At 73.5% G+C, this 24,696-nt stretch carries 22 protein-coding genes and 3 pseudogenes; 11 read left to right on the top strand and 14 right to left on the bottom strand.

Annotated elements, in window-relative coordinates; genetic code table 11:
- Positions 1-18 precede the first annotated feature (18 nt).
- Both KME75_RS00120 and KME75_RS00115 read left to right on the top strand, forming a co-directional pair.
- The gene (locus KME75_RS00120) at positions 19-1,023 is read left to right on the top strand and encodes a LacI family DNA-binding transcriptional regulator (RefSeq protein ID WP_219412387.1); all 1,005 of its coding nucleotides are present in this window, start codon (positions 19-21) and stop codon (positions 1,021-1,023) included.
- 10 nt (positions 1,024-1,033) lie between these two features.
- On the top strand, positions 1,034-1,636 hold the full coding sequence (locus tag KME75_RS00115) for a CG0192-related protein (RefSeq protein ID WP_219412386.1): 603 nt from the start codon (positions 1,034-1,036) through the stop codon (positions 1,634-1,636).
- Between the two features lie 90 nt (positions 1,637-1,726).
- On the opposite strand, the gene KME75_RS00110 is transcribed toward KME75_RS00115, so the two are convergent.
- On the bottom strand, positions 1,727-2,479 hold the full coding sequence (locus KME75_RS00110) for an IclR family transcriptional regulator (protein ID WP_308282459.1): 753 nt from the start codon (positions 2,477-2,479) through the stop codon (positions 1,727-1,729).
- Between the two features lie 39 nt (positions 2,480-2,518).
- Here KME75_RS00110 and KME75_RS00105 point away from each other — a divergent pair, with 39 nt between their 5' ends.
- Genes KME75_RS00105 through dmpG form a run of 3 tightly spaced genes read left to right on the top strand, consistent with a single transcriptional unit; the run spans position 2,519 to position 5,297 of the window.
- Positions 2,519-3,343, top strand: a complete 825-nt coding sequence (locus KME75_RS00105) for a 2-keto-4-pentenoate hydratase (RefSeq protein ID WP_219412385.1) — start codon at positions 2,519-2,521, stop codon at positions 3,341-3,343.
- Positions 3,340-4,290, top strand: a complete 951-nt coding sequence (locus KME75_RS00100; protein ID WP_219412383.1) for an acetaldehyde dehydrogenase (acetylating) — start codon at positions 3,340-3,342, stop codon at positions 4,288-4,290. Before KME75_RS00105 ends, KME75_RS00100 begins: the two co-directional genes overlap by 4 nt.
- On the top strand, positions 4,287-5,297 hold the full coding sequence (gene dmpG / locus KME75_RS00095; RefSeq protein WP_219412381.1) for a 4-hydroxy-2-oxovalerate aldolase: 1,011 nt from the start codon (positions 4,287-4,289) through the stop codon (positions 5,295-5,297). Before KME75_RS00100 ends, dmpG begins: the two co-directional genes overlap by 4 nt.
- 64 nt (positions 5,298-5,361) lie before the next feature.
- Here dmpG and KME75_RS00090 read toward each other — a convergent pair whose 3' ends face one another.
- The 6 genes and pseudogenes from KME75_RS00090 to KME75_RS00065 all read right to left on the bottom strand — a co-directional run bounded on the left by KME75_RS00090 (position 5,362) and on the right by KME75_RS00065 (position 10,507).
- Positions 5,362-5,664: a hypothetical protein gene (locus KME75_RS00090; protein ID WP_219412521.1), complete on the bottom strand. Its 303-nt coding sequence runs from the start codon at positions 5,662-5,664 to the stop codon at positions 5,362-5,364.
- A gap of 73 nt (positions 5,665-5,737) precedes the next feature.
- Positions 5,738-6,463, bottom strand: a pseudogene (locus tag KME75_RS46525) (ATP-binding cassette domain-containing protein); the annotation flags it as partial.
- A 521-nt stretch (positions 6,464-6,984) separates the two neighbouring features.
- Entirely contained in the window at positions 6,985-7,569 is a 585-nt protein-coding gene (locus KME75_RS00080; RefSeq protein WP_246631199.1) for an ABC transporter substrate-binding protein, read from the bottom strand.
- Positions 7,570-7,899: 330 nt separating this feature from the next.
- Positions 7,900-9,507, bottom strand: coding sequence for an FAD-dependent monooxygenase (locus KME75_RS00075; RefSeq protein ID WP_219412379.1), 1,608 nt, complete (start codon positions 9,505-9,507; stop codon positions 7,900-7,902).
- Between the two features lie 62 nt (positions 9,508-9,569).
- Complete coding sequence (locus KME75_RS00070) at positions 9,570-10,346, bottom strand: LysR substrate-binding domain-containing protein (protein ID WP_219412378.1); 777 nt, start codon at positions 10,344-10,346, stop codon at positions 9,570-9,572.
- Positions 10,343-10,507 (bottom strand): helix-turn-helix domain-containing protein, encoded by a 165-nt coding sequence (locus tag KME75_RS00065; protein ID WP_219412377.1) that lies wholly within the window; start codon positions 10,505-10,507, stop codon positions 10,343-10,345. Before KME75_RS00065 ends, KME75_RS00070 begins: the two co-directional genes overlap by 4 nt.
- 144 nt (positions 10,508-10,651) lie before the next feature.
- Between KME75_RS00065 and KME75_RS42395 the strand changes: the two are divergent.
- From KME75_RS42395 to KME75_RS00055, 3 genes and pseudogenes are all read left to right on the top strand, one after another.
- Positions 10,652-11,233 (top strand): annotated as a pseudogene (locus KME75_RS42395) (3-carboxyethylcatechol 2,3-dioxygenase); the annotation flags it as partial.
- 136 nt (positions 11,234-11,369) lie between these two features.
- Entirely contained in the window at positions 11,370-11,588 is a 219-nt protein-coding gene (locus tag KME75_RS42390) for a class III extradiol ring-cleavage dioxygenase family protein (protein WP_246631179.1), read from the top strand.
- A gap of 150 nt (positions 11,589-11,738) precedes the next feature.
- Positions 11,739-12,326, top strand: a complete 588-nt coding sequence (locus KME75_RS00055) for an alpha/beta fold hydrolase (protein WP_219412376.1) — start codon at positions 11,739-11,741, stop codon at positions 12,324-12,326.
- Here the strand turns inward: KME75_RS00055 and KME75_RS00050 are convergent.
- Positions 12,220-13,014: an NAD(P)/FAD-dependent oxidoreductase gene (locus KME75_RS00050; protein ID WP_219412375.1), complete on the bottom strand. Its 795-nt coding sequence runs from the start codon at positions 13,012-13,014 to the stop codon at positions 12,220-12,222. The genes KME75_RS00055 and KME75_RS00050 overlap by 107 nt on opposite strands.
- Before the next feature lie 35 nt (positions 13,015-13,049).
- A complete protein-coding gene (locus tag KME75_RS00045) occupies positions 13,050-13,643 on the bottom strand; it encodes a Uma2 family endonuclease (RefSeq protein ID WP_219412374.1) in 594 nt (197 codons plus the stop codon).
- Positions 13,644-13,754: 111 nt separating this feature from the next.
- On the opposite strand from KME75_RS00045, the gene KME75_RS00040 reads away from it, so the two are divergent.
- Positions 13,755-15,302, top strand: a complete 1,548-nt coding sequence (locus KME75_RS00040; RefSeq protein ID WP_219412373.1) for a class I adenylate-forming enzyme family protein — start codon at positions 13,755-13,757, stop codon at positions 15,300-15,302.
- Here the strand turns inward: KME75_RS00040 and KME75_RS00035 are convergent.
- From KME75_RS00035 to lipP1, 3 genes are read right to left on the bottom strand one after another with little or no spacing between them, the layout of a single operon-like run.
- Entirely contained in the window at positions 15,290-15,940 is a 651-nt protein-coding gene (locus tag KME75_RS00035; RefSeq protein WP_219412372.1) for a GntR family transcriptional regulator, read from the bottom strand. The two genes, KME75_RS00040 and KME75_RS00035, sit on opposite strands and share 13 nt — an antisense overlap.
- A 29-nt stretch (positions 15,941-15,969) precedes the next feature.
- Entirely contained in the window at positions 15,970-17,574 is a 1,605-nt protein-coding gene (locus KME75_RS00030) for a flavin-containing monooxygenase (RefSeq protein WP_219412371.1), read from the bottom strand.
- Complete coding sequence (gene lipP1 / locus KME75_RS00025) at positions 17,571-18,518, bottom strand: LipP1 family hormone-sensitive lipase (protein WP_219412370.1); 948 nt, start codon at positions 18,516-18,518, stop codon at positions 17,571-17,573. Before lipP1 ends, KME75_RS00030 begins: the two co-directional genes overlap by 4 nt.
- A 102-nt stretch (positions 18,519-18,620) precedes the next feature.
- Between lipP1 and KME75_RS00020 the strand changes: the two genes are divergently transcribed.
- On the top strand, positions 18,621-19,835 hold the full coding sequence (locus tag KME75_RS00020) for an MFS transporter (RefSeq protein WP_219412369.1): 1,215 nt from the start codon (positions 18,621-18,623) through the stop codon (positions 19,833-19,835).
- A gap of 35 nt (positions 19,836-19,870) precedes the next feature.
- Here the strand turns inward: KME75_RS00020 and KME75_RS00015 are convergent.
- Together KME75_RS00015 and KME75_RS00010 are read right to left on the bottom strand one after the other, a co-directional pair.
- A pseudogene (locus KME75_RS00015) lies at positions 19,871-20,821 on the bottom strand (acetylxylan esterase); the annotation flags it as partial.
- Positions 20,822-20,876: 55 nt separating this feature from the next.
- Positions 20,877-21,926: a LacI family DNA-binding transcriptional regulator gene (locus KME75_RS00010; RefSeq protein ID WP_219412368.1), complete on the bottom strand. Its 1,050-nt coding sequence runs from the start codon at positions 21,924-21,926 to the stop codon at positions 20,877-20,879.
- A gap of 275 nt (positions 21,927-22,201) precedes the next feature.
- Here KME75_RS00010 and KME75_RS00005 point away from each other — a divergent pair, with 275 nt between their 5' ends.
- A complete protein-coding gene (locus tag KME75_RS00005) occupies positions 22,202-24,574 on the top strand; it encodes a beta-xylosidase/alpha-l-arabinosidase (protein WP_219412367.1) in 2,373 nt (790 codons plus the stop codon).
- Positions 24,575-24,696 lie beyond the last annotated feature (122 nt).

The following is a 24,696-nucleotide window of genomic DNA, read 5'->3' as shown; positions in this document are numbered from 1 at the left end:
GCGCCGTAGAGTGCGCGCATGGCACGCCGGGAGGGGCGCCAGAAGGCGCCAACGATCAAGGTCGTCGCGGCGGCCGCCGGGGTCTCGACGTCCACCGTCTCGCGGGTGTTCTCCCGGCCCCACCTGCTGAAAGAGAGCACGGTCGCGCACGTCACCGAGATCGCGACGCGCCTCGGGTACGTCCCGCACCACGCGGCGCGGGCACTCAGCACGGGCCGGCTGGGCATGATCGCCGTGGTCGTCCCGGACATCGCGAACCCGTTCTTCCCGCCGGTGATCCGTGCCGCGCAGGCGCACGCCTTCGCCGGTGGGTTCAGCACGGTGCTCGGCGACACCGACGAGGACCCCGCGAAGGAGCTCGACCTGCTGGTCAAGCTCGAGCAGCGCACCGACGGGGTCGTCCTGGTCTCCTCCCGCCTGCCCGAGCAGGCGGTGCGGGAACGCGCGGAGCGCGGCCCGCTGGTCCTGGTCAACCGCGACGTCGCCGGTGTCCCGCGGATCCTCGTCGACTCCGCGCCCGGAATGCGGGAGGCCGTCGACCACCTGGCGGCGCTCGGCCACCGTCACCTCGCCTACGTCAGCGGCCCGGCGTCGTCCTGGTCGGACGAGCAGCGCCGCCGCGCGGTTCAGGAGCGGTGCGCCGCGCTCGGGGTCACCACCACCGTGCTGCGGCCGCACCGCCCGGACCACGACGAGGGTCGCGCCGCCGCGGCGGAGATCCTCGCCGCGGGCGCCACCGCAGCGATCGCCTTCGACGACGCCCTCGCCCAGGGGGCGCTCGCCGGGATGGCCGAGCGCGGGGTGGCCGTCCCCGGCGAGGTCTCCATCGTCGGCTGCGACGACATCCTCGCTGTGCGGACCTACCCGCCGCTCACGACGGTGCACGGGCGCACCGCGGAGGCCGGCCGGCTCGCCGTCGACCTGCTGCTGGAGTTCGTCGAGGACCACGACGGGGACCGGGACCGGCGGCATCTGCTGCCGTCGTCGCTGGTCCTGCGCGCGACGACGGGCCGGGCGCCGTAGGGTCGGGCGCGTGGCAAAGATCTACATGGCCGAGCTCTCGCCCACCAAGCAGGAGCTGCTCGAGCGGTGGGTACCGGCGCGACCGTGGGGTGCGGGCGCCTTTCGCATGATCGGGGCCTACCGGTTCGACGACCCGGCCGGCGAGGTGGGCATCGAGACGCATTTGCTCCAGGCGGGCGACCGCGTGCTCCAGGTGCCCCTCACCTACCGCGGCGCGCCGCTGGCCGGGGCGGACGCCGCGCTGATCACGACGATGCAGCACTCCGTCCTGGGCACGCGCTGGATCTACGACGGCTGCGCCGACCCGGTCTACGTCGCCGCGCTGCTGGCGGTCATGGCGTCCGAGGTCGCCCAGGCGGAGGAGTGGGTGGAACGCGCGGACGGGCCGGCGCGACGGGAGTCCCCGGTCCGGGTGGCCGGCAACGGCGGGCGGCCGAGCGTGACCTGGGGGCCCGGCGTGTCCGCGCCGGTCGACGACGCCGTGGCCACCGTGATCGGCGATGGGCTGGTGGTGTGCCGCGTGGTCGGCGCAACGCCGCCCGCGGCCGGCCCGGTGCTCACCGGCACCTGGCCCGGCCGGGACGCCCCCGCGGTGCTGGCCTTCGCGCGCTGACCGGGAACGACCGCACACGGCGGGTGGCGTCCGCACACAGCGCCGGCGGTATGTGCCGCCTACGGACGGTGTGTGCGGTGCGACCGGAGCTCAGCGGAGCGCGCGGGACAGGCCCAGCGCCGCCGTCCGGACCGCCGGGGCCAGCCGTGCGACGTTGATCCGGCTCACCCAGCCCGTGATCGACAGCGCGGCGACCGCCTCGCCGTCGGCGTCGAGTACCGGGGCCGCCACACAGGCGACGCCGGGGGCGGACTCCTCGTGTTCCTCGGCGATGCCCCGGCGGCGGATCGACTCCAGCTCCGAGCGCAGCAGGCCGGGGGCGATCACCGTCCGCGGGGTGCGGCGGGGCAGCCCGGCGGCGAGGACGGCCGCCAGGCGCTCCTGCGGGCCGAACGCGAGCAGCGTCTTGCCGACGCCGGTGCAGTAGGCGGGCATCCGGCCGCCCAGGCGGGACGGGATGTCGGGGCCGCCGGCGCCGGTGATCTTCTGGACGTAGACGACGTCGGTGCCGTCGGGGACGGCGAGGTGGACGGTCTCGTGGGTGGCCTCGAACAGGTCGGCGAGGAACGGGGCGGCGACCTCCAGCAGGTCGCGCTGGCGGGGCACGAGTTGCCCGAGCTCGAACAGCCGCAGGCCCAGGCGCACGCCGTGGTCGGTGCGCTCGACGGCGCCCCAGGCGGCGAGCTCGCCGAGGAGCCGGTGCGCGGTGGGTTTCGCGATCCCGGTGCGGCGGGAGAGCTCGGCCAGGGTCAGCTCGCCGTCGCCCGGGTGGAACGCGGTGAGCAGGGTGAACGCCCGCCCGAGCATGGAGAGCGGCGGACCGTTCCGTTGTACGGAATGCACGGCTCCATCCTGACGCCGGTCCGGTGCGACAGTCCAGGCATGACACCAGCCAGCACGATCGCCTCCGCGGAGGTTCGCGCGGCGGCCGACCGGTTGTTGCAGGCGCTGCGCACGCGCACGCCCTGTGCGCCGGTCCGTGACCTGCTGCCCGACACGTCGGTCGCCACCGGGTACGCGGTGCAGAACCTGCTCACCCGGGCCCGGCTCGACGAGGGCCGGCGCGCCGTCGGCCGCAAGATCGGGCTCACCGCGCCCGCGGTGCAGGCCCAGCTCGGGGTCGACCAGCCCGACTTCGGCGTCCTGTTCGACGACATGGCCTGCCCGCAGGACCGCCCGATCGACCACACCCGCCTGCTGCAACCGCGCATCGAGGCCGAGGTCGCGTTCGTCCTCGCCGCCGACCTCGACGGCGACGACATCGACCCGGCCGCGGCCCGGGCCGCGGTCGCGAAGGTCGTGCCCGCGCTGGAGATCGTCGACAGCCGCATCGCGGGCTGGGACATCACGTTCGTCGACACGGTCGCCGACAACGCCTCGAGCGGGCTCTACGTCCTCGGCGACAGCGCCGGGCCGCTCGGGGAGCGGGATCTGCGCACCGTCGAGATGACCATGACCGGTACCGACGGGGGCGCGGTCAGCACCGGCTCCGGCGCCGCCTGCCTCGGTGACCCGATCAACGCGCTGGTCTGGCTGGCGCGCACGGCCGTGGAGCTGGGCGAGCCGCTGCGCGCGGCCGATGTCGTGCTCTCCGGTGCGCTCGGCCCGATGGTGCCGGTCGCGCCGGGCGCGGCGTTCACCGTGGAGCTGTCCGGCCTCGGCACGGTCCGGACGACCTTCACCGCCGGAACGGGGGAGAGGGCATGAGTCGCACGAAGGTCGCGATCGTCGGGTCGGGCAACATCGGCTCGGACCTGATGCTCAAGGTGATCCGGCTGTCGGAGACGCTCGAGATGGGCGCGATGGTCGGCATCGACCCGGACTCCGACGGGCTGGCCCGGGCGCGCCGCCTCGGCATCCCCACGACGGCGGAGGGGGTCGACGGGCTGATCGCGATGCCGGAGTTCGCCGAGATCGGCGTGGTCTTCGACGCGACCTCGGCCAAGGCGCACCTCGCGAACGCGGCGCTGCTGGAGCCGCACGGGAAGATCCTCGTGGACCTCACCCCCGCGGCGATCGGCCCGTTCGTGGTGCCCGCGGTCAACCTCGACGAGCACGCGGACGCGCACAACGTCAACATGGTGACCTGCGGCGGGCAGGCCATCATCCCCGTGGTCGCGGCCGTGTCCCGGGTCGCGCGGGTGCGCTACGCCGAGATCGTCGCGTCGATCGCGTCCCGGTCGGCGGGCCCCGGCACCCGGGCCAACATCGACGAGTTCACCGAGACGACGGCGAAGGCGATCGAGGTGGTGGGCGGCGCCGACCGCGGCAAGGCGATCATCGTCCTGAACCCGGCCGAACCCCCGATGATCATGCGTGACACGGTGCTGTGCCTCACGGACGGCGGTGAGCCGGACGCGATCCGGGCGAGCGTGGAGGCGATGTGCGCGGAGGTGGCCCGGTACGTGCCGGGCTACCGGCTCAAGCAGGCCGTGCAGGTCACCCCGGTCGCCGCCGACGAGCCGTTGGACACGCTGATCGGGGCCGGTGCGCCGCGGCCGGCGTGGAAGGTGTCGGTGTTCCTCGAGGTCGAGGGCGCCGCCCACTACCTGCCGGCGTACGCCGGGAACCTCGACATCATGACCTCGGCCGCGCTGCGCACCGGTGAGCTGCTCGCCGCGCGCGCCGCCCGACCCGCGGAGGCGACGCTGTGAGCACCCCCCAGCTGTACATCCAGGACGTCACCCTGCGGGACGGGATGCACGCCGTCCGGCACCGGATGACCCCCGACCAGGTCCGCGCCGTCGCCGCGGCGGTGGACGCGGCCGGCGTCGACGCGATCGAGGTCGCCCACGGCGACGGCCTCGCCGGGGCGAGCCTGACCTACGGGCCGGGCAGCAACACCGACTGGGAGTGGATCAGCGCGGCGGCCGAGGTCGTGCAGCACGCGCGGCTCACGACGCTGCTGCTGCCCGGCATCGGCACGCTCGCCGAACTGCGCAAGGCCTACGACCTCGGGGTGCGCTCGGTGCGGGTCGCCACCCACGCCACCGAGGCCGACATCGCCGCCCAGCACATCGCGACCGCCCGCGAACTGGGCATGGACGTGGCCGGGTTCCTCATGATGTCGCACATGGCGCCGGCGGCGGACCTGGCGAAGCAGGCCACGCTGATGGAGGACGCCGGGGCGCACTGCGTGTACGTCACCGACTCCGGCGGGCGCCTCACGATGAACGACGTGCGCGACCGGGTGCGCGCCTACCGGGACGTGCTCGACCCGGGCACGCAGATCGGCATCCACGCCCACGAGAACCTCTCGCTCGCCGTGGCCAACTCCGTCGTCGCCGTCGAGGAGGGCGTCACCCGGGTCGACGCGTCCCTCGCGGGGCAGGGCGCGGGCGCCGGGAACTGCCCGATCGAGGCGTTCGTCGCCGCCGCGGACCTGCAGGGCTGGACGCACGGCTGCGACCTGTTCGCGCTGCAGGACGCCGCCGACGACATCGTGCGCCCGCTGCAGGACCGCCCGGTCCGCGTCGACCGGGAGACCCTCACCCTCGGCTACGCGGGGGTGTACTCCAGCTTCCTGCGCCACGCCGAGCGCGCGGCCGCCGAGCACGGGCTCGACACCCGCGACATCCTCGTCGAGGTCGGCCGCCGCGGGCTGGTGGGCGGCCAGGAGGACATGATCGTCGACATCACGCTCGACCTGGCAAGAGCGTAGGGGCCGCACGGCCGAGTGGGACCTCCTCGGGCATCGGCCCGCGAAGGTCCCACTCGGCCGCGGTTCATCGGTGCAGCGATCGCCAGAGGTGCTGTTCGAGCTCGGCGCTCTCCGGGCTGTGGCCGAACTCGGGTGGGCGGGGGCGGTCGTAGGGGATGCCGACGATCTCGCGGACCCGCCCGGGGTTCGCGCCCATGACGACCACCCGGTCGGCCAGGAAGACCGCCTCGCGGATGTCGTGGGTGACCAGCACGGCGGAGGTCCCGACCTTCGTCAGCACCTCGGCCACGTCGGCCTGCAGCTTCTCGCGGGTGAGCGCGTCGAGTGCGCTGAAGGGCTCGTCGAGCAGGAGGACGTCGGGGCGCACGGCGAGTGCCCGGGAGGTTGGCCCGCTGCTGCATGCCTCCCGAGATCGCGTCCGGGTAGTAGTCGGCGAACGCGCTGAGCCCGACCATGTCGAGCAGTTCGTCGACCGTGTCCCGGCGGGCGCGCCGGTCCGGCTGGATCTCCCGCCCGGCGGCGAGGGTCAGGCCGAACTCGACGTTGCGGCGCACCGTGTACCAGGGCAGCAGGGCCGACCGCTGGAACACGAAGCTCATCCGGGCGTCGGCCGGCGTGGACCCGCCGACGCGGACCGAGCCGCTGCTCGGCTGCTCGAGGCCCTGCATGATGCGCAGCAGCGTCGTCTTGCCGCAGCCCGACGGGCCGACGATCGCGACGAACTCACCGGGCGCGATCTGCAGCGACACGTCGTCGAGGACCGGGAGTGACCGGCCCGCGGCGGTCGGGAAGACCTTGCCGACGGAGTCGATGCTCAGCGCGGGAGGGGCGTCGAGGCCGATGGTCCGGGTCATGTCGTCTCCGTTCGCGCTCATGGTTTCCGCCCGTGGTAGGCGCGGCGCTCGAAGTGCTGGAGCAGCCCGGTGAGGCCGATGCCCAGCGCGGCGAGCAGGGCGGGTGATGGCGAAGATCTGTGGGGTGTCGAAGGACTGGGCGGACTGCTGCAGGAGCAGTCCGAGGCCGACGCTCGTGCCGAACAGGTCGGCGACCACGACGGCGATCAGTCCGCGGCCGACGGCCAGCCGCAGGCCGGTGAGGATGAACGGCATCGAGCCGGGCAGGAAGATCCGCCAAGACGTCTCCCTGCGGTTGGCCCGGTAGACGATGGCGAGCTCGCGGTGGTCGGAGGAGACCGCGGGCCCCGGCGACGGTGTTGATCAGCATCGGGAAGACGGCCAGCGCGACGACCACCGCCACCTTGGCCTGGAGGCCGAAGCCGAAGATGATGATGAACAGTGGGGCGAGGCCGATGATCGGGGCGGCGTAGAGCGCGCTGATCCAGGGGTCGGTGTAGCGGTACAGGGCCCGGCTGGAGCCGATCACGAGGCCGAGCGGGACCGCGATGAGCGCGGAGAGGGCGTAGCCGAGGACGAAGCCCTCCATGCTGACGATCAGGTGCGGCCAGAACGCCGGCGAGGTCAGCAGCGTGGCGAGCGTGCCGACGATCGTGCTCGGCGCCACGATGACCAGGGGGTCGGGCTCGAAGACGAGCACCCCCAGCTCCCAGAGCGCCAGCCCGCCGAGGATCGAGATCAGGCCGTGGGGGACGCGGCGGATCCCACCTGTCGTCGTCCGGTCGGCCGGGGTGGTCGCGTTGCGCGTCGGGAGGGTGCCCGTCGGGTGTGGATCAGTCACGGTCCGCCACCGCCTTCTCCGCGTAGGAGTAGTCCATGTAGTCGGCCTCGGAGACCGGCGACGTCAGCTGCCCGAGCTCCTGGTACTCCTGCACGGTCCGCGTGAACGTCTGCGGCTCGTGCCGGAACCCGGCGGGCAGGTAGCTCGTCGCGGAACCGTCCGGGGGGAAGTAGAACTCGAGCATCTGGCGCACGGCGTCGGTGTCCGGTTCCTCCATCAGCCTGCTGACCCGGGCGACGGCGTCCTCCCGGTTGGCCGGGTCGCGCACCCAGTCGGCGGCGGCCAGCTGGTCGAACACGACGCGGGTGATGTCGGACAGCGACCCGAGCGCGATCGTCTTTCCCTTGAGCTGGGACCAGTCGGTGACGTCCGGCGAGGAGACGACGCCCCAGACGGACCGGTCGAAGTAGGCCCCGATCCCGACGACGTCGACGCCCTTGGACTTGGCGACGAGACCCTCGGGCCCGATCAGGCTGACCTGGATCTCGCCGGACACCATGCCGTTGATGGCGTCCGCGCCCTTGGTCGCGGAGACGTACTCGTCCACGGTCACGCCCTCCTCGCGGAGGTAGCCCAGGTCGTCGGCGAGTCGCGGCCACAGGCGGGAGGCCCCGGCCGCGGTGCCCTGCTCGCCGATGGTGATGACGCCTCCGCCCTGCTGGTCGCCTCGTCGCCGGTGGCGGAGCCGCAGCCGGCGGTGCCGAGCAGGACGGCACCGGCGAGCACGATGGCCGCGGTCAGGCGGTGTCGGCTGGTCTTCGTGGTTGTCAAGGCGACCTCGATGTCGTCGGGTTGGGCAAGGGAGATGGGTGCTGAGCGGCGGGCTCAGCGGGCAGCGGCCGCAGGTGCGGGCACGGCGGTGCCGGTCAGGCCCCCGAGGAGCCGGTGGGCGTCGTCCGGTGCACGGTCACCGCTCCAGGTGACGTACCAGTCGGGACGCACCAGGACCAGGCGCCGCCGGTAGACCTCGGCGGCGGTCGCCTCGGGCAGCCGCAGGACGGTCAGCGAGCTCGGCGGCGGCCTCCTGGAGCTCGGTGGCGGGTGGTGCGTCGGTTCCGATGCGCAGGAGCGTGAACCCCTGCCCGAGCTCGTCGAAGACCGATCGGCCGCCCGGGCGCCAGACGTGGGGCAACCGGGAACCGGGACCCACGGAGGGCACGTACTCGTCGATCCGGTCGATCGCGGCGTCGCCGTCGCCGCTGTCGGTGAGTCCCGGGGAACCCACGTAGCGGGCGCCGAACTGGACCCCCTGGCTGAACCACTGCTTGCGGTCCTGCTCCTCGATCAGCCTGCCGGTCCGCGAGCGAAGCTCGGCGCCGGCGGGGGAGTCGCGGTGGAGCTCGGGGTCCCGCGCGAGCTCATGCAGGTAGCCGTCGATGTCCCGCGCGGCCTGGGAGGTCGCGACGCCGACGGACCGGCGTTCGAGGGCGTAGTCGTCGAGCAGGCGGTCGCCGCCCCAGCCCGCGTGCATCGCCGCGAGCCGCCAGGACAGGGCTATCGCGTCGGCGATCCCGGTGTTCATCCCGAAGCCGCCGAGCGGGAGCCAGATGTGCGCGGCGTCGCCGGCGAGCAGGACCCGGCCGACGCGGAACCGGTCGGCGACCAGGCGGCGCGGGGTCCAGCGCACCACGTCGATCTTCTCGTGCCGGACGTCGTACCCGATCGCCGCGCGCAGGATCTCGTCCGGGTCCGCGGCGGCCAGGTCCTCGTCCCGCGGGATGCGCCCGTGACAGAGGTACAGCGAGCGCCCGTCGAGCTGGATCAGCGAACCCCGGTAGTGCGGGCCGTACCACCAGTACATCCACCCCGGCCGGGTCCCGGCCGGCGGCTGCAGCTCCTCTGAGCGGAAGTAGACCGACAACCGCCGGTCCCCGACCTCCGCATCGCCGTGCAATGACACCCCGACGGCCTTGCGCACCGTGCTGGCGCCGCCGTCACAGCCCACGATGTGCTCGGTGCGGATGCGGCGGGCGCGCCCCTCGGTGTCCCGGGCGGTGACCGTGACGCCCTGCTCGTCCTGCACCAGGCCGTCGACCCGCCAGCCGCGCCAGAGCCGCACGCTCGCGTACCGGCGCAGCTCCTGCTCCAGGATCGGCTCGAGGAAGATCTGGGAGATCCGGTGCTGCAGCTCGGGGGTCGGCCACTCGGCCAGCTCGGGGGCCTCGCCGCGGAGGACCTCGCCGGACGAGGCGAACTCGAACCGGGCGAGCTCGTGCCCATGCAGCGCGGTGGTGTGCACGACGTCCGTCGGGTGGTCGAGCGGCAGGCCGGCCCGCCGGATCCGGTCGGCGAGACCGAGCCGGCGGAAGTACTCCATCGACCGGGCGTTGATGGTGTTGCACCGCGGGTTGGTGGTGGTGTCGAGCGCCTGCTCGAGCACCAGCACCGGAACCCCGCGCCACCCGAGGTCGAGGGCGAGCGTGAGGCCCACCGGCCCGCCGCCGACGACGACCACCGGAAACTCGTGGGTGACGTCGCCGGCGACCTCGGTGGCGTCGGACGTGATCTGCACCATGGCAGGGACGGTAGGTGCGGCTCGACAGGGGGTCTAAGCCGAAGATGGACGTCCTTCGATAGTCACACGACTATCGGATGGTCCACCATGATCGTGCCGACCGCGGAACGGATCTCGTCGGCCAGCGCCGATTGCAGGGGCGAGAGCCTCTTGCTCGCCCGCCGGATCATCTGCAGCTGTTCGGACATCACCGCGCCCTCGACGCGGACCTCGCGCAGCGCGCCGCAGGCCAGATCGGCCCGGACCGAGGTGCGGGACAGCAGTGCCACCCCGAGTCCGGCCGCCACGGCCTGCTTGATGCCTTCGGCACTGCCCAGTTCGATCGCGACGGGCCGGTAGTGCACCCCGATCCCGCGGAGTGCGGCTTCCTGGAGCCGCCGGATCGCGAGGCCCGGAGGCGGGCAGACGGCCGGCAGCTCCTCGAGCCGCCCGGGTGGGATCACGTCCGGGACGTCGCTGTCGGGGGCGGTGATGACGACGAGGTCGTCGCGCCCGAGCGGCTCGGCGACGAAGACGTCCGGGTCCACCGGCATGTCGGTCAGCATCACCACGCAGAAGTCGCATTCCCCCGCCTCGGTCCGGCGCAGGGCGGCCTCGGGATCGGAGACCAGCAGCGTCACCCGCGCTCGCGGATGGGACCGGGCGAAGGCGATGACCGGCGGTGGCAGGAAGTAGTTGCCCACGGACATGCTGGCGGCGACCACCGCGGTCCCGGAGGCGCCGTCGGCCAGGTCCTCGATCTCGCGGGCGAGGACCTCGCGACGACCGAGCACCTCCTTGGCCCACTCGTACACGGCCTCCCCTGCCTCGGTGAGCTTGAGCCGCCGCCCGTCCTTCACGAACAGCTGTGCCCCGACGCGCTCCTGCAGGGACGCAGGTGCGCGCTGACCACCGGCTGCGCGACGAAGAGTCGCTCGGCCGCCCGGTGCACCCCGCCGAGCTCCACCACCAGGCACAGGACCTCGAGCTTCTGCAGCGAGATGCGGTTGTCGAGCTTCATGGCCGACCCTCTCGACGGCGAGGAACCGATAGCTCGCCGGCTATCGATGGCGACGGAGAAGAAGCTTAGACGCCACTGCGATCCGCTCCTAGCGTCGCTTGCGTCCGTGGCCACACCCGCTCACGAACCCGGAAAGGAGCCGTCATGGCACTGGCGCTGTGCACGCTCTCCCACTCGCCCCTGATGGGGGTCAACGACCCGTCGCCCGAGGTCGCCGCCGCCGTCGAGGACGCGTTCGACGCCGCGCGGGCGGAGATCGACCGGTTCGGTCCGGACCTGGTCGTGCTCGTCGCGCCCGACCACTACAACGGGTTCTTCTATGACATGATGCCGCCGTTCTGCGTCGGCACCGCGGCCCGTTCGGTCGGTGACTACGGCACCTCCTCGGGCGAGCTGCGGGTGGACCGCGACGCGGCGTCCACCGTCGTCCGGGCAGCGCTGGCCGAGGAGATCGACCTCGCCCACTCCGAGCGCATGTACGTCGACCACGGGTTCGCCCAGCCGTTGGAGATCCTGTTCGGCGCCGTCGACGCCGTTCCGGTCGTGCCCGTCTTCGTCAACTCGGTGGCCGAGCCGTTGGGTCCGGTGTCGCGCTGCCGGCGGCTCGGCGAGGCGATCGGTCGCGCGGTGTCCACGCTGGACCGCCGCGTGCTCGTCGTCGGCTCCGGCGGGCTCTCGCACGACCCGCCGGTCCCGCGCCTCGACGGGGCCCCGCCCGAGGTCGCCGAGCGACTGATCGCCGGGCGCCATCCCACCCCGGAGCAGCGGCGGGCGCGGGAGGAGGGTCTACGCCACCGGCCGCGACTTCGCCGCGGGCACCGCGACCATCGCCCCGCTCAACCCCGCCTGGGACGAACGCCTCATGCACCTGCTCGCCGCCGGCCGGATCGCGGACACCGACTCCTGGACGGTCGAGGACTTCACCGCGCAGGCCGGGCACTCGAGCCACGAGTCCCGCACCTGGATCACGGCGTACGCCGCCCTGTCCATCGCAGGCCCCTACACGGTCACCACCTCGTTCTACCGGCCGATCCCCGAGTGGATCGCCGGCTTCGGCGTGACGACCGCCCGCACCCGCTGACCCCCGCCGCACGATCGGAGATCACTGTGACCCTCTCGCCGGCCCCGTCGCCCGTGCCCTCGATCTGGCAGGAGCTCTCGCGCACCCCGCTGCGCTACGGCTTCGCCGCCGCCGCCGGAACGCGAACCCGCTACCTGGAGGCGGGAGAAGGTGATCCGTCTGGAGCTGCCCATCGTCTCCGGGGAGTCACTGGGTGGCTGGGTGACGGCATGGGCGGCGGCGCATCACCCCGCCCGCGTGCGCGGGGCGATCCTCAACACGCCCGGCAACATCGCCGCGAGGCCCGAGGTGATGACCACGCTGCGGGAGTCCAGCGTCAAGGCCGGCGTCGACGCGGCCGCCCGTCCGGAGAGCGTCCGGGCCCGCGTCGAGTGGCTGTTCCACGACACGTCCCTGGTCACCGACGAGATCGTCGACGTCCGCCGCACGATCTACACGCAGCCCGGCTACGTGCGGACGATGGAGAACACCGTCGCGCTGCAGGACCCCGAGGTGCGCAGGCCCTACCACTGGGACCCGTCCTGGCTCGGCCGGATCCAGTGTCCGACGCTCGTCATGTGGACCTCCCACGACCCCACGGGAACCATCGACGAGGGCAAGGTCCTCGGCGACTGGATCCCGGGCGCGCAGCTCACGGTGATCGACGACGCCGGGCACTGGCCGCAGTGGGAGAAGGTCGACGAGTTCGACCAGCTCCACGTGGACTTCCTCGCCCGGCTGCGGGCCGAGGGCCGGTGAGGGCGCGGCGAGCCCACAGCCGGATGCCCGGATGCGTCGTCGTCGGATCAGCGTGAACTCCTCCGGCTGCAGCCGCGCGGTGCGGGCCTCGTACTCGCGCATGTACCCCGGCCAGTTCGTGACGACCCGGCCGGACGCGTCGCGGTACCAGGAGTCGCAGCGCGTCCAGGCCGTGCCCGGGAACGGACCCGTACATGACGAACAGCGACGGGAAGCCCGGGACGGTGATCCCGAGGTGGGCCCGCGGCTCGTCCGCCCACGTCTCGGCGAGCGACCGCCCACCCGCGCCCACCACGTCCATCGGGAATATGAACCGTGTCGTCGCGAAGCCGGTGGCCCAGATGATCGTGTCGACCTCGTGGTGGGCGCCGTCGGCGGTCTCGATGCCGGTGGCGGTGAGGCCGGTGATCTTCTCGGTGACGAGGTCGACGTTCGGCCGCTGCAGCGCGGGCAGGTAGTCGGAGCTGAACAGCACCCGCTTGCAGCCGAATGCGTAGTCCGGCCACGCCCTCGCGCGCACCTCCGGGTCGGTGAGCTGGGAGCGCATGAACCGCTCCGAGCGGGCCCGGCCCATCCGCCTGACGGTGTCGGGGTGGCGGATCATCGCGGTGAGCAGCTCGCCGTAGTGGTAGATGAACCGGCGCCGGAACGCCTGCACGCCCGGCAGCCGCCGGACCGCGGCCTTCACGAGCGGGGGTTGCGCATCGGGTCACCGTACGGCGATCACCCGAGTCGATCGAGCTCCAACCGCACCGGGAACGGCTCCTCGGCGGTGAACGTGCCCGTGACGGGGGCGGCGTCGGCGTAGCCGAACTCGCCGGCGCGGTGGCAGGCGGTGAGCGACACCCGCTCCTCGAACTCGATCATCCAGTAGTGCGGGATGCCGGCGTCGGCGTACTCGTCGTGCTTGATCAGGCGGTCGGTGCGCACCGAGCCGGGGGAGAGGATCTCGACGACGAGGACGACCTCGCCCGCGCGAAGGAGTCCTCCGTCCGCCCGCCGCCGTTCGAGCCCGGCGAGGGTCACGATCGCGAGGTCGGGAATCCGCACCCAGCCGGGCGCAGAAGGGGCGGCGAGCTCGAGGTCGATGTCGACGGCCGGCACGATCCGCAGGTGCGGCGGCACCTGGTCGTGCAGTTGCAGCTGCAGTGCATGCTGGCAGAGCTGGTGCTCGGGGACCGGGCTCGGCGCCATCACGATCGACCCTTCCTGCAGCTCGTAGCGTCGGCCGTGATCGGTCTCCGGCAGTGCCACGAACTCGGCGACCGTCATCGGAAGCGGTAGCGCCCGCGGTTCCGGCTGGGGGAGGGCCGTCATGGCGCCGAGTGTGGCACGGGGCACCGACGCTCCGGGCCGGAACGCCGCACCCGGTGCCAAGAGTCGCGATCAGGGCTTCCGCATCGCAGCCCGCCCGGCCAGGGTGGGGTGGTGGCCACCGCACCGGACACCGACGTCGACCCGCTGACCGCTCTCGCCGCCACCGCCGGGCAGAAGCCCGCGGTGATCGATCCCGACACCGGCACGCGCACCACGTTCGCCGAGCTCGAGGACGCCGCCAACCGCCTCGCCCGCGGCCTGCTCGCCCTCGGGCTCGCGCCGGGCGACCGGATCGTCTGGTGCGGTCCCAACAGCCTTCCCGTCCTCACGATCCTGCACGCGGCCCGGAAAGCGGGTCTCGTCGCCGTGCCGCTCTCCTACCGGTTCACCGGCGAGGAGATGCGCTACATGATCGACGACAGCGGCGCGAGCGTCGTGGTCATCGGCGCCGAGCAGGCGCCGAAGATCGCCGATGCGCCGCTGCCGGCCGTCCGGCACGTCGTCGTGTACGGCGGAGCGCCGACCGCGGGCGCCCTGGCCTGGGACGACGTGCTCGCCTCCGGGGCACCGGACCCGCTGCCGGGTGGCGCCTCGACGGGCGCGGCGATGATCTACACGTCGGGCACCACCGGCCGGCCCAAGGGCGCGCTGCGCGACCGCACCGACCCGACGATGACCGCGACCCTCGTACAGCTGCTGCGGCTGCGCCCGGGGGACGAGGTGCACCTGACGACGGGTCCGCTGTACCACTCCGGCCCACTGGCCTGGGCGAGCCTGAACCATCTGCTCGGCGCCACGATCGTGCTGATGCGCAAGTTCGACGCCGCCCGCTGGCTCGAGCTCGTCCGCACCTACCGCGTCACGAACACGTTCACGGCGCCGACGCCGCTCAAACGGATCGTCGCACTGCCGCCGGAGGTACTGGCGCGGGCGGACCTGTCGTCGATGCGCTCACTCGTCGCCAACGCGGCGCCGGTCCCGTACGCGCTCAAGCAGGAGATGGCGGAGACGCTCGGCGAGGGGTTCCTGTTCGAGGTCTACGGCTCAACGGAGTTGGGCGTCGACGCCGTGCTCGAGCCGGAGGACCAGCTGCGCAAACCCGGGTCGTGCGGCCGGCCGGTGCCCGGCGTGGAACTGCGGATCGTCGGCCCGGACGGTGAGCAGGCCGCGGCGGGCGAGCCGGGACAGCTGTACGTGCGGTCGGCGTCGACGTTCTCCGGCTACCACGGGCGCGGGCCGGAGGGTGACGCCGAGGGCTGGAAGTCCGTGGGCGATGTCGCCTACCTCGACGAGGAGGGCTACCTGTACATCTGCGACCGCAGCGGCGACCTGGTGATCACCGGGGGCATGAACGTGTACCCGGCCGAGGTGGAGGCGGTGCTGCACGGCCACCCGGACGTGCTCGACGCCGCGGTGTTCGGCGTGCCGTCGGCGGAGTGGGGCCAGACGGTGCACGCGGCGATCGTGCCCCGGGCCGGGCGGCGGCTCGAGATCGCCGCGCTCGAGGCGTACCTCGCCGAACGGCTGGCGGGCTACAAGCGCCCCCGCAGCTGGGAGGTGCGCGAGGAGCTGCCGCGCACCGAGTCGGGGAAGCTGCTCAAGCGCGTGCTCCGGGCGGAGTACGACGCCAGGACCGGGGACGCGGCTCAGCTCTCGTAGAGCAGTGCCTCCACCCGCGCCCGGTAGTCGCGGTAGATCTGCCGGTAGCGGGCCACGGCGGCGTCGCACTCGCCCCGCTCCAGCAGGGCGAGCGTCTCGGTGTAGCCGTCCACCCAGACCTGCCATGCGTCCCCCCGCGCGGTGTGGGCGAGCAGGCGCAGCGTGCGGGCGACGACGAGGTCGACGTGGGTCTGCAGCTCCCGGTTGCCGCTCGCCATGATCATGATGGTGCTGAAGTCGGCGCCCGCCGCGCCGGCCGCGGTGACGTCGTCCCGGCGCAGGGCGTCGACGAAGTCGTCGAGCCGGGCCCGCATCCGCTCCAGGTGGGTGGCGGTGAGGTTGTGCACGCCCCATTCGACGCCTGCGCAGGCCAGCACCATCATCACGTCGACCAGCTCGAGCGCGCTCTTCTGCGTCAGCCCGGTGACGTGCCGGGTGCGGTTGGGCGCGATGTCGATCAGGCCCTCGGCGGCGAGCTGGGCGATGGCCTCGCGCACCGGGGTGATGCTCACCCCGAGGCGCGCGGCCACCTCGGCGTCCTTGATCACGGTGCCGGCCGGCAGCGCGGCGCTGACGATCTCCTCCCGCAGCTGCCGCAGCACGGCCTCCCGCCGCGTCAGGGGGACGGCGAACGACATGGCACGCTCCGTGGGTCCGGGCCGGGCGGTCATCGTGCCAGACGGAACCCCGCGTAGCCGTCGGCGGCCACCGCGTCGCACCGCTCGCGGTACACCCCGACCCCTCCGACGTAGGCGAGGAACACCCGCGGCTTGCCCGGCACGTTGGCGCCCATGTACCAGGAGTCGGCGGTGGGGTAGAGGGTCGCGTTGCCCGCCTCCTCGACGTGGGCGACCCACTCGTCCTCGGCCTCGACGGTCGCCTCGACCTCGGTGAGCCCCTGCTCGCGCAGGTGCGCGATGCAGTCGGTGACCCAGTCGACGTGCTGCTCGATGGAGACGATCATGTTCGACAGCACCGAGGGGCTGGACGGGCCGGTGATCGTGAACAGGTTCGGGAACCCGGCGACCGCGAGCCCGAGGTACGTCCGCGGCCCCTCGCCCCACTTCTCCCGGAGCGAGACGCCCCCGCGGCCGCGGATGTCGACGGCGGTGAGCGCGCCGGTCATCGCGTCGAACCCGGTGGCGAACACGATCGTGTCGAACGCGTACTCTCGGTCGGACGTGCGCACACCGCGCTCGGTGATCTCGGCCAGCGGGGTCCGGTGCAGGTCCACCAGGTGCACGTGCGGCTCGTTGAACGTCTCGTAGTAGCCGCTGTCGAGGCACGGCCGCTTCGTGCCGTAGGGGAAACTGCGCGGCGAGAGCGTCTCGGCGAGCTCCGGGTCGCGCACTGCGGCGCGGATCTTGCCGCGGACGAACTCGGCGGCCAGGTCGTTGGACGCCTTGTCGAGCAGGGTGTCGGTGTAGGCGCCGATGATGCTGACCAGGTCGCCGCGTTCCCAGCCCGCCTGGTAGGCCGCCGTGCGCTCGGCGTCGGACACCTCCAGCGCCGACCGGGTGGCGAGCGGCCGCGGGATGCCGGAGTGCGAGGTGCGCTGCGCCGCCCGCCAGGCCCGGTAGTCGGCCTTCCGCTCGGCGACCTCCGCGTCGGTCAGCGGCCGGTTGCCCGCCGGCATCGAGAAGTTGGGCGTGCGCTGGAAGACGGTCAGGTCCGCCGCCTGCGCCGCGATGATCGGGATGGACTGGATGCCGGACGAGCCGGTGCCGATCACGCCGACCCGCAGGCCGGTGAAGTCGACGCCCTCGTGCGGCCAGTGGCCGGTGTGGTGGATCGACCCGGCGAAGCGGTCGGCGCCGGGGATCTCGGGAGCCTTCGACACCGAGAGGCACCCGGTCGCCATGATCAGGTACTGGGTGTCGACCGACTCACCCGTGTCGGTGTCGACCTGCCAGCGCCGCGAGCGCTCGTCGTAGACCGCGCTCGTCACGCGCGTGCCGAAGGTGATGTCGCGGCGCAGGTCGAAGCGGTCGGCCACGTGCTCCACGTAGCGCAGGATCTCCGGCTGCGTCGCGTACTTCTCCGACCACGTCCACTCCTGCTCGAGCTCCGGGGAGAACGAGTACGAGTAGGACATGCTCTCGACGTCGCAGCGCGCGCCGGGGTAGCGGTTCCAGTACCACGTGCCCCCCACGCCGTCGGCGGCCTCGAGCACGCGGGTGGTCAGGCCGAGCCCGCGCAGGCGGTGCAGCTGGTAGAGCCCGGACAGGCCGGCCCCGACGACGACCGCGTCCACGCTCCGGACGCCTGTCATCGGGCCGGGGTCTGCTCGGCGGCCAGGTGCCGGTCGATCTCGTCGGAGACATGGGCGAGCCCCGCGGCCGCACCGGGCAGCAGGTTCACCATCTGGAAGAAGCCGTGCATCTGCCCCGTGAACCGGCGGCGACGCACCGGGACGCCGGCCTCCTCCAGCCGGTCGGCGTAGGCCTCGCCCTCGTCGCGCAGGACGTCGTGCTCGGCGGTGAGCACGACGGCGGGCGGCAGCCCGGACAGGTCGGGGGCCTGCAGCGGGGAGGCGTCGGGGTTCTTCCGGTCGCCGGGCTCGGGCGCGTAGTGGTCCCAGAACCAGATCATGGAGTCGCGGCTGAGCAGCAGTTGGTTGGCCGGATCGACGTAGCTGGCGTTGTCGAGGTCGGCGTCGGTGACCGGGTACACGAGCACCTGCAGGGCGATGGCAGGGCCGCCCTCGGCCTTCGCGCGCTGCGCGACGACCGCGGAGAGGTTCCCGCCGGCGCTGTCGCCCGCGACGATCAGCGGCACCCGGGCGCCCGCGATCCGCTCGATCCGCTCGTCGACCCACCGCAGGGCGGCCCAGGCGTCGTTCGGTGCGGTGGGGTAGCGGTGCTCGGGGGCGAGCCGGTAGTCGACCAGCACCACCGCGGCACCGGTGCGTTCCACCATCTGCCGCGCGAGCGTGTCGTACTCGTCGAGGGCGCCGATGACCCAGCCGCCGCCGTGGTAGTAGACGATCACTGCCCGGGGCGGGCCGTGCGGTGTGAGGATCCGGACCGGGATCTGCCCGCCGTCCACCGGCACCGTGTCCTCGGTGACGCCGCCGACCTCGGGGCCGGAGCCGTACATCTCCCGCAGCGCCTCGCCGAGGCCGCGGGCCTCCATGGGGGTCAACTCGTGCAGCGGCGGCCGGCCGCTCTCCGCCATCTGGGTCAGGAACGCGGTGGTCGCCTCGTCGAGTGCCATGGAGCGTCCTCTCGTCGTCGGGAGGTGTGATCGGCACCACCGACGCTAGGGAATGCATCCTGCATCCGACAAGTGCCGGGTCCCGGGACGTACGCTCCGGCCATGGCGACGAGGCCGGGGACGGCGCATCCCGCACTCGACTCCGCACGCGGCTGGCTCAGCGTCGCCGCGGCGTTCGTGTCGATGGCGGTCGTGTTCGGGATCGCCTACGGCTTCGGCGCATTCTTCACCCCGATGGCCGCCGAGTTCGGCGCGGGCAATGGCGCGACGTCGGTGGTCTTCTCGATCACCGCGTGCTGCTGGTTCGTCCTCGGCTCGGTGAGCGGGCGCGCGGCCGACCGGTTCGGCCCGCGCCCGGTGCTGCTGGTCGGGGCCGCCGCGCTGCTCGTCGGGCTCCTGGTCACCTCGGTCGTGACCGAGCTGTGGATGGGCTACCTGTCCTACGGGCTCGGTGTCGGCATCGCGGTCGCGTGCGGCTACGTGCCGATGGTGGCCGCCGTGGGTGGCTGGTTCACGCGGCGCCGGGCGACCGCGCTGGCGGTGGCGGTCGCCGGCATCGGTGTCGGGACCCTCGTCGGCGCCCCGGTCGCGGCCGTGCTGATCGAGGCAGGCGGGTGGCGGCAGGCCCACGTCGTGCTCGGGATCGCCGGCGCCGCGCTGCTGGTGCTCTGCGCGCTCGTGGTGCAGCGCCCGCCGGAGGCCACCGGGGACGCTCCGCTGCCGGTGCGCACCCTCGTGCGGACCGTCCCGTTCCGGTCGATGTACGCGTCCACGCTGCTCGCCTCGCTGGCGCTGTTCGTGCCGTTCGTGTTCCTGCCCGGGTACGCCGTGGCGGTCGGGGTCGAACCCGTCGCCGCGGCCGGGCTCGTCGGGGCGATCGGGATGGCGAGCGTCGCCGGCAGGCTCGCGATCGGCCCGCTCGCCGACCGCCTCGGAAGGATCCGCACCTACCAGCTGTGCTTCGCGGTGCTCGCCCTGTCGTTCGCCGTGTGGCTGCCGGCCCGCTCGTGGCCGATGCTGCTGGTGTTCACCGTCGTGCTCGGGATCGGCTACGGCGGTTGGATCGCGCTGCAGCCGACCGTGATCGCCGAGGTGTTCGGGCTGCGCGGCCTCGGCGGACTGGTCGGGCTCGTCTACACCGCGGGCGGGGCCGGCGCGCTGTTCGGGCCGCCGTTGGCGGGGTTCCTCGTCGATGCCACCGGCGGGTACACGTGGGCCATCGTGGTGGCGGGAGTGTTCGGACTGGGCTCGTTCCTGGCGCTGCTGCCGTTGGGCCGGCCGGCCGCATCGGCCGCATCGGCCGATCGGGCCGGCTGATCGGCGGTCGGCGGCAGCACCGCGCGCAGCCAGTCGAGCTGGCGCCGCGCGTGCACGGCGTCGCCGCCCTCGTGCCCGTTGAAGGGGTACACCGCGATCCGCCGGTCCCGCGGTGCGGCGCCGTAGTGGTTGTAGGCCGCGAACACCGTGGACGGCGGGCAGATCATGTCGCGCAGCCCGACGGCGAACAGCGCCGGCGCGGTGGCGCGGCGCGCGAAGTTGACCCCGTCGACGTAGGAGAGCGTGTGCAGCACCGCGTCCACCGCGCCGCGGTGCACCGACAGGTACTGGACGAGCTCGCCCCACGGGTGCTGCTCGGTGATCTCCAGCGCGCGTTCGACGTGGCAGAGGAACGGCACGCTCGCCAGCACCGTGGTGAGGTCCGGGACGAGGCCGGCGACGGCGATCGCGAGGCCGCCGCCCTGGCTGTTGCCGGCCGCGGCGACCCGGTGGGCGTCGACACCCGGCAGTGCTCGCGCGGCATCGACGGCGCGCACCGCGTCGGTGACGAGGCGGCGGTAGTAGTGCTGCGCCGGGTCGAGGACACCGCGGGTGAGGAACCCCGGGGCGGACGGGCCGGAGCCCACCGGGTCGGGGGTGTCGCCCCCGGAGCCGTACTGCCCGCCCTGGCCGCGGCTGTCCATGAGCAGGTGCGCGTACCCGGCGTTGGTCCAGGCGAGGCGCTCGTGGGGCAGGCCGCGGCCGCGCCCGTAGCCGAGGTACTCGACGACCGCCGGGAGCGCGTCGTCGCGGCCCGCGGGGCGGGAGAACCACGCCTTGACCGGCTGGCCGTCGAACCCCGCGAAGGTGACGTCCCAGGTGTCGACCAGCGTGAGCCCGGTGTCGACCGGGCGGAGGTCGACGACCGGGGGGAGGGCGCGCGCCGCCTCGAGGGTGCCCGCCCAGCTCGCGTCCAAGTCGGCGGGCTCCCGGACGTCGGGCAGGTAGGTCTCGAGCCGGTCCAGGGGGAGGTCGAACTGCGCCATGCGGGCGTCCTCGTCGTCTTTCGGGCGTTCTTCGGGCGTCGTCTCGGGCCGGATCTCAGGTGCCGGGCGGCGGCGCGGTGCTCTCGCGCACGACCAGCTCGGTGGCGAGCTCCACGCGGCGCAGCGCGGGGGTGTCGCCGTGCGCCAGGTCGAGGAGCATGCGCGTGGCCGTGGTGGCCATGTCCTGCAGCGGCTGGTGGACGGTGGTGAGCGCCGGCCCGATCCACCCGCTCAGCGGGAGGTCGTCGTAGCCGACGATCGACAGGTCCCGCGGCACCTCCAGGCCCAGCTCGCGAGCCGCCCGCAGCACGCCCAGCGCCTGCATGTCGGAGCCGGCGAAGACGGCGGTGGGCCGGTCGGGCCGGGCCAGCAGCTTCCTGCCGTGCTGGTAGCCGCCGTCGACGTAGAAGTCGCCGTGGCGGATGAGGGACGCGTCGACGGCCATGCCGGCCTCGTCGTGCGCGCTGCGGAACCCGTCGATGCGCGCGCGGGAGCACAACACGTCCGAGGGGCCGGAGATGACGGCGAGGCGCCGGTGGCCCAGGCCGATCAGGTGGCGGGTGGCGGCGAGCCCGCCCGCCCAGTTGTTCGATCCGACCGTGGGGACCCCGGCCGGGAGGTCACCGGCGGTGTCGACGACGACGAAGGGGATGGACCGGCTCTCCAGCTGGTCCTGCTGTTCCTGCCCGAGGCTCGACAGCACGAGGATGACCCCGATCGGCCTGCGGGCGAGCACGGCGTCGAGCCAGTCCTGCTGCGGCCGGTGCTTGCCCCCGAGCTCGGAGAGGACGACGCCGACTCCGTCGCCCGCCGCGGCGGTCTCGACCCCGCGGATGATCTCGATGGACCACGCGGAGTCGAGCTCGTGGAAGGCGAGGTCGATCAGCGGCGGGCCGATCGTGGCGGGGCCCCGGTTGCGCCGCTTGTACTGGTGGCGGGTCAGCGCCTCCTCGATCCGCGCCCGGGTCTCGGGCGCGACGTCGGCGCGGCCGTTGAGCACCTTCGAGACGGTCGGGACGGACACTCCGATCTCGGCGGCGATCGAGGAGATCGTCGCCGTCCCGTTCGGCGTGCCCGCCCGACTTCTGGGACGAGAGTTCGGCATCGGTGAGGTCCCCCGGGGTGGTGGTCGCGGCGCGGACCGCCGTCGCAACTATCGGAGCGACGGTAGCAGAACTCGGCAGCTCGGCAGTGGCTCGCCGCACGAGTTTCGGACGCCGCCGCGGTCGTCCCTGGTGAGGGTTGACGGTCCGGTGACCTAGGTCCTACTTTCCTTGTGTGCCCACTATCGGCGACTGAGCCGAAATTTTCGAGCAGCGCGACGGGCAGCAGGGCATTCCGAGGGCATGCGCCCGTCGCGACCGGAGACGAGGAAGTCCCATGACCACGAACGGCGAGCCCGACGCGGCAGGCACCTGCGTGCCGGCCTGGCGGGACGCGCGTCGGACGCCGGAGGACCGGGCCGAGGACCTGCTGGGCCGCATGACCCTCGAGGAGAAGCTCGCCCAGCTCGTGGGCGTGTGGGTCGGCGCGGACGCCGCGGGCGGCGAGGTCGCGCCGCGCCAGGCCGAGATGACGGGCGAGCCCCTCGTCTTCCACGACGTCATCCGCCACGGCCTCGGCCAGCTCACGCGGCCCTTCGGCACCGCGCCGGTCGAGCCGGTGACGGCGGCGCGGTCGCTCGCGCGCTCGCAGGCCCAGATCGTCGCCGCGAGCCGGTTCGGCATCCCGGCGCTCGTCCACGAGGAGTGCCTGGCCGGTTTCACCGCATGGCAGGCCACCGCCTATCCCGTACCGCTGTCGTGGGGCGCATCGTTCGACCCGGAGCTGGTGGAGGAGATGGCGGCGTGCATCGGCGCCTCCATGCGCGCGGCGGGCGTCCACCAGGGCCTGGCCCCGGTGCTCGACGTGGCCCGGGACCACCGGTGGGGCCGCACCGAGGAGACGATCTCCGAGGACCCCTACCTGGTGTCGACCGTCGGCGCCGCCTACGTGCGCGGCCTCGAGGGCGCCGGGGTCGTGGCCACCCTCAAGCACTTCGCCGGCTATTCGGCCTCGCGGGCCGCGCGCAACCTCGCCCCGGTCTCGATGGGCCGCCGCGAGCTCGCCGATGTCGTCCTCCCGCCGTTCGAGGCCGCGCTGCGACTCGGCGGGGCCCGCTCGGTGATGCACTCCTACACCGAGATCGACGGCGTGCCGTCGGCCGCCGACCCGTGGCTGCTCACCGAGCTGCTGCGGGACGAGTGGGGGTTCACGGGCACGGTCGTCGCAGACTACTTCGGGGTGCGGTTCCTCGAGACGCTGCACCGGGTCGCGGGCGGACCGGCTCACGCCGCCGCGCTCGCGCTCGCGGCAGGCGTCGACGTGGAGCTGCCCACCGTCGACGCGTTCGGCGCGCCGCTGCTGGCGGCGGTCCGGACCGGGAAGGTCGACGAGGCGCTGGTCGACCGCGCCGCGCGGCGCGTGCTCGCGCAGAAGGCGGAGCTCGGCCTGCTGGACGAGGACTGGGACCCGCAGCCTGCGGACGTCGCGGGCCTGGTGCTCGACGGCCCGGCCGGCCGTGACGTCGCGCTCCGCCTGGCGCGGGAGTCGGTCGTCCTGCTGAGCAACCCGCGCGACGTGCTTCCGCTGGCGCCGGGAGCGCGGGTCGCGGTGGTGGGGCCGCTCGCCGACGAGCCCCTGGCCATGCTCGGCTGCTACTCCTTCCCGGCGCACGTGGGCGTCCACCACCCCGGCACCGGGCTGGGCGTCGACATCCCGTCCGTTCTCGAGGCGCTCCGGGAGGCGCACGGGCGGGTCGTGCACGCCCACGGCTGCGACGTCACCGACCCGGACACCGCGGGCATTGCCGCCGCCGTCGCCGCCGCGCGCCATGCGGACGTGTGCGTGGTCGCCGTCGGCGACCGGGCCGGCCTGTTCGGGCGCGGCACCTCCGGGGAGGGCTGTGACGCCCCGGACCTCATGCTGCCCGGCGTCCAGCCCGACCTGCTGCGGGCCGTCCTGGCGACCGGCACGCCCGTCGTCGTCCTGCTCCTCACCGGCCGCCCGTATGCGCTGGGGGAGTTCGTCGACGGCGCCGCGGCGATCGTCCAGGCGTTCTTCCCCGGGCAGCGCGGCGGGCAGGCCGTCGCGGAGGTGCTGACCGGGGCCGTCTCGCCGTCGGGCCGGCTCCCGGTGAGCGTGCCGCGCGACCCGGGCGCCCAGCCGGCCACCTACCTGGCCGCCCCGCTCGGGCAGCGGTCCGGGGTCTCCAACCTGGACCCGACGCCCGCGTTCCCGTTCGGGCACGGCCTGGGCTACGCGACGTTCGCCTGGGAGGACGCGCGCGTGGTGGACGGTGCGGCCTGGCCCGTCGACGGCGAGACCACCGTCGAGGTGACGGTGCACAACACCGGCGAGATCGACGGTGCCGACGTCGTGCAGCTGTACCTGCACGATCCGGTCGCCCAGGTGACCCGGCCGGTCGTGCGGCTCGTCGGCTACGCGCGGGTGGCACTCGAGCCGGGCGAGAGCGCGCGGGTCGTCTTCACGGTCCCGGCCGACCTCGCCGCCTTCACCGGGTTGCACGGGCGCCGGATCGTCGAACCCGGGGACGTCGAGCTGCGGGTGGCCCGCTCCAGCGCCGACGTCCACGCCGCCCTGCCACTGCGGCTGGTGGGGGAGGAGCGCGAGGTCGGCCACGACCGGCGGCTGGTGACCGCCGCAGACGTCACCGTCACGTACCGCCTGCCGGAGGAGGCGATCGTCGCATGACCGAACCCACCGTCACGATCGACGGGGCCCCACCGCGGGGGCCCGCCGAGGCGGCCACGGCGGCGGCCGTCGCCGCCGCGCCGGCGGCCCGCCGTCGGCGGCTGCGCAGGCGGCGTCCCGGG

Source organism: Pseudonocardia nigra (assembly GCF_019396355.1).
GTDB classification, from domain to species: Bacteria; Actinomycetota; Actinomycetes; order Mycobacteriales; family Pseudonocardiaceae; genus Pseudonocardia; species Pseudonocardia nigra.
This window is presented reverse-complemented; position numbering and strand designations above follow the sequence as displayed.